Source organism: Eubacterium sp. 3_1_31 (genome assembly GCF_964249515.1).
GTDB lineage: Bacteria > Bacillota_I > Bacilli_A > Erysipelotrichales > Erysipelotrichaceae > Longicatena > Longicatena caecimuris.
On the sequence record NZ_CAXUBY010000015.1, the window covers coordinates 33005 to 45157 of the forward strand.

Annotated in this window: 16 protein-coding genes and 1 tRNA gene; 15 read left to right on the forward strand and 2 right to left on the reverse strand. The window is 43.5% G+C overall.

The features are described 5' to 3' along the window. Positions 1 to 14: 14 nt before the first annotated feature. The 13 genes from ACESSZ_RS07880 to ACESSZ_RS07940 all read left to right on the forward strand — a co-directional run bounded on the left by ACESSZ_RS07880 (position 15) and on the right by ACESSZ_RS07940 (position 8551). Complete coding sequence (locus ACESSZ_RS07880) at positions 15 to 899, forward strand: spondin (RefSeq protein WP_499842733.1); 885 nt, start codon at positions 15 to 17, stop codon at positions 897 to 899. After that, entirely contained in the window at positions 896 to 1774 is an 879-nt protein-coding gene (locus ACESSZ_RS07885; protein WP_499842734.1) for a DUF4261 domain-containing protein, read from the forward strand. The genes ACESSZ_RS07880 and ACESSZ_RS07885 overlap by 4 nt, the downstream gene beginning before the upstream one ends. Further along, the gene (locus tag ACESSZ_RS07890; RefSeq protein ID WP_002569121.1) at positions 1775 to 1915 is read left to right on the forward strand and encodes a hypothetical protein; all 141 of its coding nucleotides are present in this window, start codon (positions 1775 to 1777) and stop codon (positions 1913 to 1915) included. A 28-nt stretch (positions 1916 to 1943) separates the two neighbouring features. After that, positions 1944 to 2906: a helix-turn-helix transcriptional regulator gene (locus ACESSZ_RS07895; RefSeq protein WP_002569120.1), complete on the forward strand. Its 963-nt coding sequence runs from the start codon at positions 1944 to 1946 to the stop codon at positions 2904 to 2906. Positions 2907 to 3037: 131 nt separating this feature from the next. Next, positions 3038 to 3406: a helix-turn-helix domain-containing protein gene (locus tag ACESSZ_RS07900; protein WP_002569119.1), complete on the forward strand. Its 369-nt coding sequence runs from the start codon at positions 3038 to 3040 to the stop codon at positions 3404 to 3406. Positions 3407 to 3474: 68 nt separating this feature from the next. Then, entirely contained in the window at positions 3475 to 4032 is a 558-nt protein-coding gene (locus ACESSZ_RS07905; RefSeq protein WP_006059621.1) for an ImmA/IrrE family metallo-endopeptidase, read from the forward strand. Positions 4033 to 4136: 104 nt separating this feature from the next. After that, on the forward strand, positions 4137 to 4673 hold the full coding sequence (locus tag ACESSZ_RS07910) for a hypothetical protein (RefSeq protein ID WP_002592913.1): 537 nt from the start codon (positions 4137 to 4139) through the stop codon (positions 4671 to 4673). 158 nt (positions 4674 to 4831) lie between these two features. Continuing rightward, a complete protein-coding gene (locus ACESSZ_RS07915) occupies positions 4832 to 5002 on the forward strand; it encodes a hypothetical protein (protein ID WP_006059622.1) in 171 nt (56 codons plus the stop codon). After that, complete coding sequence (locus tag ACESSZ_RS07920) at positions 4974 to 5522, forward strand: sigma-70 family RNA polymerase sigma factor (protein WP_002569116.1); 549 nt, start codon at positions 4974 to 4976, stop codon at positions 5520 to 5522. Before ACESSZ_RS07915 ends, ACESSZ_RS07920 begins: the two co-directional genes overlap by 29 nt. Positions 5523 to 6010: 488 nt before the next feature. Further along, a complete protein-coding gene (locus ACESSZ_RS07925) occupies positions 6011 to 6391 on the forward strand; it encodes a type II toxin-antitoxin system PemK/MazF family toxin (RefSeq protein ID WP_002569115.1) in 381 nt (126 codons plus the stop codon). 30 nt (positions 6392 to 6421) lie between these two features. Beyond that, complete coding sequence (locus ACESSZ_RS07930) at positions 6422 to 6649, forward strand: helix-turn-helix domain-containing protein (RefSeq protein ID WP_002569114.1); 228 nt, start codon at positions 6422 to 6424, stop codon at positions 6647 to 6649. A 104-nt stretch (positions 6650 to 6753) separates the two neighbouring features. After that, positions 6754 to 7191, forward strand: coding sequence for a helix-turn-helix domain-containing protein (locus ACESSZ_RS07935; RefSeq protein WP_002569113.1), 438 nt, complete (start codon positions 6754 to 6756; stop codon positions 7189 to 7191). After that, complete coding sequence (locus ACESSZ_RS07940; protein ID WP_002569112.1) at positions 7169 to 8551, forward strand: tyrosine-type recombinase/integrase; 1383 nt, start codon at positions 7169 to 7171, stop codon at positions 8549 to 8551. Before ACESSZ_RS07935 ends, ACESSZ_RS07940 begins: the two co-directional genes overlap by 23 nt. A 348-nt stretch (positions 8552 to 8899) precedes the next feature. On the opposite strand, the gene ACESSZ_RS07945 is transcribed toward ACESSZ_RS07940, so the two are convergent. Both ACESSZ_RS07945 and ACESSZ_RS07950 read right to left on the reverse strand, forming a co-directional pair. Next, positions 8900 to 8976, reverse strand: a tRNA-Arg gene (locus ACESSZ_RS07945). Positions 8977 to 9447: 471 nt separating this feature from the next. Beyond that, positions 9448 to 10296, reverse strand: a complete 849-nt coding sequence (locus tag ACESSZ_RS07950) for a MurR/RpiR family transcriptional regulator (protein WP_119983269.1) — start codon at positions 10294 to 10296, stop codon at positions 9448 to 9450. A 246-nt stretch (positions 10297 to 10542) separates the two neighbouring features. On the opposite strand from ACESSZ_RS07950, the gene ACESSZ_RS07955 reads away from it, so the two are divergent. Both ACESSZ_RS07955 and ACESSZ_RS07960 read left to right on the forward strand, forming a co-directional pair. Beyond that, the gene (locus tag ACESSZ_RS07955) at positions 10543 to 11856 is read left to right on the forward strand and encodes a PTS sugar transporter subunit IIC (RefSeq protein WP_119983270.1); all 1314 of its coding nucleotides are present in this window, start codon (positions 10543 to 10545) and stop codon (positions 11854 to 11856) included. Next, entirely contained in the window at positions 11857 to 12153 is a 297-nt protein-coding gene (locus ACESSZ_RS07960; protein WP_008690671.1) for a PTS sugar transporter subunit IIB, read from the forward strand.

Genomic DNA, 12153 nt, shown 5'->3' on the forward strand with positions numbered 1-12153 from the left:
GAATTCGTCAGGGGGTGGAGACCGTGGAACAAAAACGGCCGGCAGATATAATTCAGGAACTTCTGGACTACCTGTGGAACGGCCTGGGCCTGGAGGAAAAGGGCTGGAAGCGTCTGAAAAAGGGCGACTTCAAAAAGAAAATGAAAAACGGGCTGACCTATCAGATCTGGTTTGACCGGAGGCGCTACAACTACATAGACTACGAAATCGGCCATGGAAATGTGGAGGTGGGCTTCACCTGTATCATAAAGCAGGGAGATGACCGGCTCTACTCTTTCAAAATAGAACCGACAACAGGCGTTTCATTCTTTCGGATGCTGACAGAGGACCTGCGGCTGAACACCGGGCTGCTGGACACCTTTCTGCCCCTGATCAAAGCCCACTACCTTGACTTTATCGACCGCTTTGAGACGGACCCAGCAGAGGCATTACATCCGGTCTGCGCCCCCTTTATCCAGCCAGAGGATTACAGCTGGTGCATCCATGTGGATGAGCAGATGGTGGAACAGTACGGAACGGCGGAGCAGATGGAGGAGTACCGCCGTCAGGCAGAATTGCGCGGAACGCCGGAGTGCAAGGCAAAGAACTGGATGGGTTCGATGTTGTTCCACCTCTCCCACGCCAATGATGTGGATCACGCCTGGGCCTCAAGCCGCACCAAAGAGGAACTGGACCAGGTGGTGGAACCCTTTGTGCAGGCCAAGCGGCAGACAGGACAGTGGACGCAGGAGGATGAGGCGGGCTATCAGCTCTACCAGCAGGAAACAGATCCGAAGAAGCGCACCTTTCGGGTATGGTATCTCATCGCCAACCCCCGCGGCCTGCCGAAAGAGTTTGTCCAGAAAGAGCTGGAGTTTCGGTGGAAACTGTTCCCGGAGAAGAAGGAGGAAGCCAAATGAGCAATCAACTTTTCCAACAAAACCTGGATGACAAAAAAGGCCCACAACCCGGAGGTCCCTATCTCATTCAGATGCTGTTCAAAGAGCCGGTAGAAATGCCGGATAAAGAAAAAATGACTGCCGTAATGGAGAAGCACATCGGATCAACAGAATACTTCTGTTATGATAAGAAAATGGCCGGCTTTGCCGCACAGGAGCATATTGCAGAGTTCAAGGACGGAAAATGCCCGGTGCAGCTGATGGTGATGAAATGCGACAAGTTCAAGGGCAAAGGCTTTGATGCCTTCCTGATGAGCCAGATGTGGGACTGCCAGGAGGACCGGGAGCGGATCTTCCGGGAGTGCAAATATCAGGTGGTAGCCACCGATATGCTGGCCGCGGCGCTTCCGGCGCTGGAGCGTGCCAACCTGGATGCCGACTTTTTGGAGGCTCTGGCGGAGCTGTACCCCACCTGTGAGGCATTCTATTTCCAGAACTGCGGCAAACTGTTTCTGGCGGAGGATGTGCGTTCTCACCAGATTGAAGGCTCGGATCGGTTCATCCGCTTTGGCGTCAATGTCCGCTTCTTTAACATTGAGGGCACCGAGGATATGCTCATCGACACGGTGGGCATGAGCACCCTGTTCCTGCCCGACCTCCAGTACCACTTCCACGACATGGACCCCAACTGGGTGGTAAACCACGCCTACAATGTGGCATCGTACATATTGGAACATGATAACCCCATTCAGGATGGTGAAACCATAGACGGCGTGGCGGATGGCCGGATGTGTCGGGAGATCCAGTGGAAGTGCCAGTATGAGGACGCCCTGATCCAGCCGCCCAGAGGGGTGCTGGACATCCACATGGGCGAATATGCCGCGGGAGGGCGTTGAATGAACGGCGTTGTGCTCCTGGTGGGCGGAATGCTGCTTGTGGCGGTGATCAAGCTGATCGTAGACCGGAATTGGATGGTTCTGCTTCTCTGTGCGGTTGCCCTGTTCCTGGTCTTTGGGGCTGGACATCATACAAAATAGGCCATTTTAAAAATCGAGGAGGTGAAGTATGCAGAATTCAACAAATATGCGGATACTGGAATTACTCCGGTTTCTCTATGAGCAGACCGATGAAAACCATCCCGCCACAGTATCTGACATCATTGCCCATCTGAATGGAAAAGGAATTCAGGCAGTGCGGCAGACTGTTTACGCGGATACCAATGCACTGATCGATGCAGGAATTGATATTGTGGTGGTCAAGAGTACCCAAAACCAATATTTTATGGGAAGCCGCCTGTTTGAGTATCCAGAACTGAAAATGCTGACAGACGCAGTAGCATCCTCGAAGATCATTTCTGCCAAGAAATCTGAGGAACTAGTACAGAAATTATGCCGTCTGACCAGCACACATCAGGCAGAGCAACTTCAAAAATTTGCTGCTTTATCCAGCCGTGTCAAACCGCATAATGAAAAGGTTTACTATATCATTGATAATATCCAAACAGCGATTGGAAACCATCAGCAAATTCGGTTCCAATACTATGAATACACTCAGGAAAAAAAGAAAATCTTAAAGCATGATGGATATTATTATGTCGTAAATCCTTATGCGCTTGAATGGAAAAATGACCATTACTATTTGATTGGATTTTCTCTGAAGCATCAGAAAATTGCTCACTTCCGTGTAGATCGTCTAACAAGCATAGAAAATCTTGAAACTTGCTTTATGCCGATAGAGGGATTTGATGTAGCCTCCTATACAAATAAAATGGTTGATATGTTTACATCGGAGTCATCGAAGGAAGTAACCCTTCTATGTGAAAACGAATTGATGAGAGTAATCATAGATCATTATGGAGAAGATGCTGCTGTTGATAGGTATGATGATACACACTTCACAGCCAAAATTGAAGTGAACCCCAGTGGAACTTTTTATGGCTGGATATTCAAATTCAAAGGGAAAATAAAAATTCTCTCTCCCAAAGAGTGCATTACGGAAATGCAGCAAATCGCTCAGGAATTTATATAGCGCAAAAGAGGTGTTATTGATTTTTAACACCTCTTTTCAAATGAAATTTTTATCCTTGAAGTGAACAGATGTTCGATATACAATATAAGCAAGATGTTCGCAGTTCGTCGAACAAATGAGAGGTGAATGCTGTGGGCAATATAACTTTTGGATCATTTATAGCCGAGAAACGCAAGGCGCACAAATTCAATTTACGCGATACAGCCAAGCATTTGAATATTGCTTACGGTTATCTGTGTGATATTGAGCAAAGCCGCCGTCCTGCACCCAATGGAGATTTTGTGGAACGCATCTCTGCCTTTCTGAATTTGGATAAATCAGAACATGAGTTGCTTTTGGATCTGGCTGCAAAATCACGCAATACAGTATCTGCTGATTTGCCAGACTATATCATGGAAAAAGATATTGTTCGGGCAGCCTTGCGTGTGGCAAAAGAAGTAGATGCTACCGATGAAGAATGGCAGACATTTATGAAAATGCTAAAGGAGCGTAAACGATAGGGGGGAGAGCTTTGTCAATTCCACAAATCCGTACAGAAGCAATCGAGGCAGTAGGGCGAAAAATCCTGATGGAATATGATCCCTCTCTGCTATCCGGGCAACCATGTCCTGTGCCAATCGAAACCATTATCGAGACAAAGTTTGATCTAATCCTGGAGTTTCATACACTAAGAAAAAACCCCAAGATATTAGGGGAAACAATTTTCGATGACGGTGCTGTTGTCTTATATGACCAGATACAGAGACAGTATCGAATGATTGCAGTAAGAGCCGGTACAATCTTAATTGATGAACGGCTTTGTGATCCGTCAAAATTAGGGCGGCTCCGTTTTACCTGTGCCCATGAGCTGGCTCATTGGGTACTACATAAGAAGTTGTACTCTGGTACTGGAGATGTTGCTGCTTATAACGGAAATGTTTCTTCCGACGAAAGTCATGGCATAATTGAGCGTCAGGCGGATACTCTGGCTTCTGCTCTGCTGATGCCTTTACCGCAGATCAAAAAATGTTTTTACCGGCTTAAAATAGGCCGGACAGATGAACAGCTCATTGCTGAAATGGCAAATATTTTTGAGGTTTCCAAGCAAGCAATGCAGATTCGTCTAAAATCCAGAAACCTGATATAACCAAATGGGGGAATAGAGAGAGGCACTGCCCTCTCTCACGCTCCTCTGCTATGCTATTTTGTACCTAATATGTTCGCAATATTGCGAACAAGGAGGGATGTTCTATGAGAAAAGAAAGCACAACAATCCAAAAATGTAACAGCAGGCTAACAGCTTTGGGGCTTAACAGCGACGCTGCGTTTCATAGAAGTAAGCTGATTCTAAAGATTTACCGTGATGTAGTCTGGGTTCTGAGTGAACGGGCAGAAGAATTACAAGAAACTGCTTGGATTATGGGAGAACAAGATATAGAGTCTGGCCTCTGCTATCTTGAAAATTTTGCACCAGATATTGAACTGCAAGCCTTTGAAGAAAAAGTTTGCTGCCTTGTTCAAAATCAAATGCTAGTCAATATTATTGACCGTGCACTCCTTCGTCTGAAACGGTATCCGGATCGAGGAGAACTTTACTATGAAATTTTGACTAAGCAATTTATCTATCGGTTCAACAGTACAGAGAAAGAATTGCTGGAAGAACTAAATATAGAGCGCAGTGTCTTTTATGACCGAAAACGAGAAGCCATCTATTTATTTTCTGTTTGCTTGTTTGGATATTCTATTCCAGAAGTCCTGGAGGAGCTGCCCCGACTAAATCCCGACTAAATCCCGACAAATCCCCGACCTAATCCCTACTCCCTTCCGACTTCCGACCTGCTATACTTGTTATAGTGGCAGGAATGCGCTAAATTGAATACTTTTCTACATAAGGCCCGGCATTAACCGGGCTTTTTTCATTCCTGCTGCAATATGGCGGCAGGAACATGGCTGGAGGTGAAAACACTTCCGGCCTTTTTCTTTGCCCGGTATTAGGAGGCCGGTATGCGCTGGGAGGCGTACATAGCAAAATATCCATGACACCGTTCAAATTCGCTGACTACCAAGAATTTGAACGGAGGAAAGGATATGACGAGAGTATTCATTTGGAAAAATAACAGCCCACAGGAATGGGAGGAAATCAGTTTTTCAGCGTTCAGTAAGGCACGCCGCAATGGTTGCTTTACTGGGCGCTTTTTTGTTGAAACAGTCAAAATGTTCCGTGATGAAGATGACCGCATTATCATGGAATGTTCTCGCAAAGATTTTGAAAAATACCAACAGGAGGACCGCCACAGCCGCTATCTCCAAGAACATGAGAAAAGCCGCTCTATATTCCCAGCTTCCCATGTGGGAGATCGTGACGGCACAGAGGAAGGTTATCAGGATACAGATTTGTTTGTGGATGAATCTGTTGATACTGCGGAACAAGCAATTTGTAATCTTCTTATGGCCGATCTGCACCGTGCCTTGCAGCAGCTGAGTCAGAAAGAACGCTCTTTTATCTTGGATTATTACAGCATGGAAAAGCCAAGTACACTGCAATTAGCCAAAAGATATGGCATTAGTCAGCCCGCAGCTCATAAGCGTCTGAAAAAAATTGAAGAAAAAATAAAAAAGTTGGTTATAGATTTCTAAAAAAAGTGGCAGTAGCAAGTGAGAGGGAAATCCTTTCACTTGCACCTTGACAACCTCATATACGAATCATTAAGTTTGATCCTCTTTGGGCGTAATAGCCGCTACATCAGCGGTATATTTTCTGAGAGCTGCCACTCGCATAACAGGCCAACCCATTTTTGCTGTATAGATGAGTTTTCGGTTTATCAGAAATATATCAGGCTGGAATACATCGGATGGCATCCGGTCATGGCATAACAAGGAGGAAAGCTCTCTTACAGCCATAGTCCGAGCGTGATAATAACCGTCGCAGGCCATGGGTAAGACCAAACGAAGTGGAGGTGAAACTCCTGAGAAGCAGGCCAGCCACCTGCGGCTTAATGATTACCCAAATCCCTGGGGTGTCGTGGACAAGTAAGGGATAAAACAGGCGCTAAATTGAAGGAGACTCTGTAATTTGCAGAGCCTCCTTCTTACATAATCAAATCTCAAAACATAGGAGGATGAACATGAAAGAAGATTGGATTTATAAGCGTGGGGATTTATATTATGCCAATTTGAACCCTTATTTTGGATCAGAGCAAGGCGGCACCCGTCCTGTCCTGGTTCTTCAAAACAATGTGGGGAATTTTTTCTGCCCCACTTTGATCGTAGCTCCACTCACCAGTAAATGGATTAAGAAAAAGGAGCTGCCCACACACTATGCACTGGAGAGCGTTCCAGAGCTTGGACTGAAATCTGTTGTTCTGCTGGAGCAAATTAAAACGATTGATAAAAGGCGTGTTTTATCGTACATTGGGCGCGTATCTCGCGAAGAAATGAGAGCGATTGATGATGCTCTGCAAGTTAGTTTAGATATTCATATTCCGGAGGAAATGGAGGCTCCGTAAGGCCACTTACCGGATAAAGGAGGCGTTTTTATGTTTGAAGCAAGAATTGCGGAATTGAACCGCTTTAATGAACAAAATCCTGTCAGCTATGACAAAAGAACCTATACGGTCGATGAGATTCAGGACATTCTGGGTATCAGTCGTCCCACAGCATATAATCTGGTAAAACAGGGTGTATTCCACAGCGTCAGAGTCGGCGGTCATATCCGCATTTCCAAAAAGAGCTTTGATGACTGGCTGGATCACGCAGATGAATGATTTGTCAAGGATGCCGATCTCCAAATCGACATCCTTAACTTTTTTTCTGCTTTCTCTTACAATGAGGCCATAGCAAGAAAAACTTTATAGAGGAGGCAAAAGCCATGCAAAAACAAAGAGTAAAGACCAGTATGTCTGTACCAGAGATGGGCAAAATGCTTGGGCTTGGTAAAGTAGAATCCTACTGGTTGGTTAAAAAGAACTATTTCAAAACAATTCAAGTGGCCGGACGAATGAGAGTTATGCTGGATAGCTTTGAAGATTGGTATGCCGGCCAGTTCCACTATAAAAAAGTGGATGGTACACCGCCCGGAGAGAAATGGAGGCATACTACGATGTCAGTTCCGGAAATGGCGGATCTTTTGGGGCTGAAATCTGGCACAGCTTATGACCTTGTTAAAAGGGGCTATTTTGAGACGACCTTGATTGATCGAAGAATTCGTATCATTACCAGCAGTTTTGAAGCCTGGTATCAAAAGCAAACTCATTATGTGAAAATCTCAGAAAGGAGCAATGAAAATGGCATCTATCGTGAAGCGTAAAAGCAAATATTCTGTGGTGTATGATTACACAGATGAAAACGGAAAACGCAGACAGCGTTGGGAAACCTTCAGCACAAATGCAGAAGCAAAAAAACGAAAAAAGCAAATTGAGTATGAGCAGGACTCTGGAACCTTCTTTATTCCTACGGCAAAGACCCTGAACGATCTGCTCGATGAATATATGTCCATCTATGGTGTAAATACCTGGGCAATGTCAACATATGAAAGCCGCCGTGGTCTGGCGAGAAACTACATAACTCCTATTATCGGAGATATGTTACTATCCGACATCACTCCAAGGATGATGGATAAGTATTACCGTGATCTGCTCTCTGTGAAAACGGTAAGCGTCAACAACCGCAAACCCACAAGCGAATATCTGACCCCGCATACAGTAAGAGAAATTCACAAGCTACTTCGCAGTGCCTTTAATCAGGCGGTGCGTTGGGAACTAATCAGCCGTAACCCTGTCCTGAATGCGACACTTCCCAAAGAAGAACATAAAGAACGGGATATATGGACTGCCGAAACGCTGAGCAAGGCGATGGAAGTCTGTGATGATCCTATCCTCTCCCTTGCCTTAAATCTGGCGTTTTCCTGCTCTTTACGCATTGGCGAAATGCTGGGCCTTACCTGGGACTGCATTGATATTGCACCACAGAGCATAGAAAATGGTTCAGCTTATATATTCGTCAACAAAGAGCTGCAACGGGTTACACGAGGTGCATTGGACGATTTGAGCGACAAAGGTGTTATTAAGAAGTTTCCACCTTGCATAGCCAGTACCCATACTGCTCTGGTCCTGAAAGAGCCTAAAACCAAAACCAGTATTCGCCGCGTGTACCTGCCGAAAACAGTTGCCTATATGCTGGTAGAGAGAAAAAAAGAAATCGACGAGCTGATGGATCTGTTTGGAGACGAATACATCGACAATAACCTGGTCTTTTGCTCCAGCAATGGCCGTCCGATGGAAAGCCAGGTGATTAACCGTGCTTTCAATAAACTTATCAAAGAAAACGGACTGCCTCATGTTGTATTCCATTCTCTCCGCCACTCCAGCATCACCTACAAGCTGAAACTCAATGGCGGCGATATGAAATCCGTCCAGGGCGACTCTGGTCATGCTCAGGTAAAAATGGTTGCAGATGTCTATTCTCACATCATCGACGAGGATCGCTGCATAAACGCTCAGCGATTGGAGGAAGCATTTTACTCATCCAAGACTCCTGATCCTGTTGAAGATACAGAGCCTAAAACTGCGGATACTGCCGTCACTGAAAGTGATGCAGCGAAGATACTGGAACTGCTTAAAAATCCCGAAACTGCCGCACTGCTCAAGCAGCTGGCAAAAGCTTTATAAAGTCCCTCCCTCAGAAGAACGCCTCTCACTTTGTGAGAGGTTTTCTTCGTTTGAACCACTTTGCACAGTGACCAAACACTTTTTTTGTTAGCAAGGTTCTGAAAGCATTTTTGAGCGATGTTAGCAAATTCGCGATTTTGTTTGCAACTTCCTCTAATTTCTGCTAACAAATGTTTGCAAGTTCCTTTGGTAAAAATCGAACCTCTGACTTACCGCCTTTCTTAGCAAAAGGCCAAATCTCGTTAGCAAATGTTAGCAAACCAAGGTTTTTTGCAAAAAATCCACAAAAGCCGCAGAAATAAGAAAAGCCGAAAACCCTGATAAATCAAAGGTTTTCGGCGTGTTTGCTGGCGTCCCTGGCGGGATTCGAACCCACGGCCTTTCGCTTAGGAGGCGAACGCTCTATCCTGCTGAGCTACAGAGACATCTATTCAATTAAAAATGGTAACAATCACTTTTCATCGTAAGGCGGCCGGTAGAGCATAACCTTAGGAGGCGGACCCTCTATCCTGCTGAGGTACTGGGACATTTTCAAAAATCTATTCAAATTTATCTGGTTATCATATCAAAAGGCGATTGCTCCAACTAGCCCTTAGGAGGCGGACCCTCTATCCTGCTGAGGTACAGAGACATTTAGCAATATGTGGATATTTTTATTCTACGCACCTCCCGCCTTTTTGCGAAAGGCGAGAGGTGGAACAAACTCTTAGGAGAGTGGCGTGATATCCATTCCACCAAGAGGGCTTTTTTAAAAACAAAACATACTTTCGTGCTAAATCGCAGTTAATATTATAGCATATTCTTTTGCATTTTAAACCTTATCTGATGGATTTTTAAGCAATTATGTGAGAAAGATTTGTTTCATCACCTTTTCCATATAATTAAAAAGATAGCTGTTACAAGTGTAGATATTTTTGACGAGAGTGATATAAATGCTCTTTGTTTTTTTCATAATTTGATTTATAAATACAAGAATAGATGACATTTAAAACATATTCGATTGCAAGCTGTGAGGAAAAGGAATAGGTCGCTATTTGAATATCTTCCTCATTTGGCAGCATGATCAATGTATCACACAATTGGGCTAAAGGGCTTGCTGCATTCGAGGTAATGGCAATGGTTTTCACACAACCTTGTTTTAAGATACGTGCTTCATTGATAACTTCAGCCGTTCTGCCACTATAAGAAATCAACAAAGCCACATCTTCACTGGTAGCATGGGTGCATAAATAAGCTTGATCGGGTTGAAGATATGAAATTTTAACAAACATGTTGATCTTCAGCATTTTATTTTGGAAATCGATGATGCGGACAAAACTGTCACTGACTCCAATAGCTAAAATATTACGTGCTTTCAAAAGTTGCTGCACCACTTGATGCAAAATATCCATATCTAAAGTAGCTTGTGTTGAGGCGATGGTATCTTTTGTCAGCAAAGCGATTTTTTGAGCAATGCTGGCAGCAGAATCGCCTTCTGAAAAGGGAGAATTGACATCTACATGAGTATCTCTGTTCATATATGATAACAGATCTTTCGAATATCGAATCTTAAACTCCCGAAAGCCTTTAAAGCCTAGTTTTTTGCATAAGCGGATGATGGTAGTGGTAGAAGTAAAGGTATTTGCTGCAAGCTGCTGTATCGGCATATCCAAAATGGATTCCCCATTCTCTACAATATAGTCTGCTACATCTTTTTCAACACTGGAGAAACTATCTTTTTTTCTTAATTCCTCATATAAATTCATAGGGACCTCCGCTTTTCTTCATAATATGTATATGTATCGTGATCGTTTTCATATTATACCATGAATGTTGGTATAATAGCAGAATGTATTGTAGGTTGCGTAACAAAATTACGCAATTAAAACGAATCCTATAAGAAAAAAAGTAACAAATTTACAGAAACTGTCAACCCTATTTACAATTTGTTATATCCATTGTATAAATTAGGCAGTTGGAAGCGCTTAACAACTCATATGGAGGTAAATTATATGATTTTGAAATGGGTAGAAGGATGGCTGACCCCTAAAGTAGCTGTCATTACAAATACACGATATTTCCAAGCTTTTCGAAGTGCTTTCTTTGCACTGATGCCGTTAACAATCATTGGTACGGTATTCATGTTGATTACTGACTTTCCAATTCCAGGTTATGCGGAATTCATGAATGGTATCTTTGGAGAAAACTGGGCAGATTTTATTTCTCCAGCATATCGTGCAACCTTTAATTTAATGGGGTTATTATTAGCTGGTACCTTATCTTACAAATTATCTGAAAGTTATGAACTTGATAAACTAACGGTCACCGTGTTAGGGCTGGTATCTTATGTTGTCGTATCACCGAAAACATTAACCTTAGAATCCGGTGAAGTTGCGACAAGAATCTTGCAATTTGACTGGTTAGGTACAAAAGGTATTCTGACTGCTATTATCACATCGTTTATCACGGTGGAAATCTTCCGTTTCTGTATTAAAAAGAATGCGACCATCAAAATGCCGGATAGTGTACCAACCATGGTAATCAATGCGTTTACTGCATTAATTCCAGGCGTATTGATTGTTTCTGTCATGCTGATCATCAATGGTGTTTGTATGGTTATTTCCGGATCCTTACCGGAAGCTATCTTCAGCTTGATTCAGCTGCCATTGCAGGTCATCATCTCACAGCCATGGGCCATGGTAATCGTAGCCTTGTTAAATGGTTTATTATGGTGGGCAGGTATTCATCCTACTGTTATCAACTCTTTGATTTATCCATTATTGTATGCCAATGCTGCAAGCAATCAAGTATTGGCAGATGCCGGAAATCTGACAAGTGCAACCGGAAGTTATGGTACGGTACAAATGTTGGATCAATTCTTAACAATTGGCGGTGCCGGTATGATGATCGGTTTAACAATTTCTATGTTAATTGCCGCACGCAGTAAACGTATGAAGGCGGTAAGTAAAGTGGCCTTTGTACCATCCTTATTCAATATTTCTGAACCGGTTACTTTTGCCACGCCAACCGTATTTAGTCCCCTTATGCTGATTCCGATGATTCTTACACCGGTCTTATCTTGTCTGATTGTCTATCTAGCTATGAATATCGGATTTATGCCATTATTTACTAATGTGCAGGCACCATGGGCAACACCATTCTTATTCAGTGGTTTCTTAGTTTGCGGATGGCAAGGTGCAGTTGTACAGATCGTTATCGTTGCATTGACTGTATTGATTTACATGCCATTTACCAAAGCGTTAGATCATCAGTTTATCAAAGAAGAAGCAGAAAAAGAAGAAGCAGAGAAAAAGGAGTTGGCATAAATGAAAAAAATCGTCTTATTATGTTCTCAGGGAGCATCTACAAGCATCTTAGTAAAAGCTATGGAAAAGGCGGCTGCGCAGATGGAGTATGCATGTGATATTCATGCTTATTCAATCAATGAATTAAATCAAGTAAAAGATAGTGCAGATATCATCCTGTTAGGACCGCAGATTCGTTTCCAGGAAGCAAAGGTTAAACAAGAGGCGAGCTGTAAGGTCATGACCATCGATATGGCAATGTATGGCATGATGGATGGCAAAGGTGTGCTGGAAGTTGTGAAAAAGGAGATTGGCTAA

Bases quoted from the DNA above. Each gene is read 5' to 3' on its own strand.
- ACESSZ_RS07885 (WP_499842734.1), top strand. From the start codon at position 896: ATGAGCAATCAACTTTTCCAACAAAACCTGGATGACAAAAAAGGCCCA.
- ACESSZ_RS07890 (WP_002569121.1), top strand. From the start codon at position 1,775: ATGAACGGCGTTGTGCTCCTGGTGGGCGGAATGCTGCTTGTGGCGGTG.
- ACESSZ_RS07895 (WP_002569120.1), top strand. From the start codon at position 1,944: ATGCAGAATTCAACAAATATGCGGATACTGGAATTACTCCGGTTTCTC.
- ACESSZ_RS07905 (WP_006059621.1), top strand. From the start codon at position 3,475: ATGGAATATGATCCCTCTCTGCTATCCGGGCAACCATGTCCTGTGCCA.
- ACESSZ_RS07910 (WP_002592913.1), top strand. From the start codon at position 4,137: ATGAGAAAAGAAAGCACAACAATCCAAAAATGTAACAGCAGGCTAACA.
- ACESSZ_RS07915 (WP_006059622.1), top strand. From the start codon at position 4,832: ATGGCTGGAGGTGAAAACACTTCCGGCCTTTTTCTTTGCCCGGTATTA.
- ACESSZ_RS07920 (WP_002569116.1), top strand. From the start codon at position 4,974: ATGACGAGAGTATTCATTTGGAAAAATAACAGCCCACAGGAATGGGAG.
- ACESSZ_RS07925 (WP_002569115.1), top strand. From the start codon at position 6,011: ATGAAAGAAGATTGGATTTATAAGCGTGGGGATTTATATTATGCCAAT.
- ACESSZ_RS07930 (WP_002569114.1), top strand. From the start codon at position 6,422: ATGTTTGAAGCAAGAATTGCGGAATTGAACCGCTTTAATGAACAAAAT.
- ACESSZ_RS07935 (WP_002569113.1), top strand. From the start codon at position 6,754: ATGCAAAAACAAAGAGTAAAGACCAGTATGTCTGTACCAGAGATGGGC.
- ACESSZ_RS07940 (WP_002569112.1), top strand. From the start codon at position 7,169: ATGGCATCTATCGTGAAGCGTAAAAGCAAATATTCTGTGGTGTATGAT.
- ACESSZ_RS07950 (WP_119983269.1), bottom strand. From the start codon at position 10,296: ATGAATTTATATGAGGAATTAAGAAAAAAAGATAGTTTCTCCAGTGTT.
- ACESSZ_RS07955 (WP_119983270.1), top strand. From the start codon at position 10,543: ATGATTTTGAAATGGGTAGAAGGATGGCTGACCCCTAAAGTAGCTGTC.
- ACESSZ_RS07960 (WP_008690671.1), top strand. From the start codon at position 11,857: ATGAAAAAAATCGTCTTATTATGTTCTCAGGGAGCATCTACAAGCATC.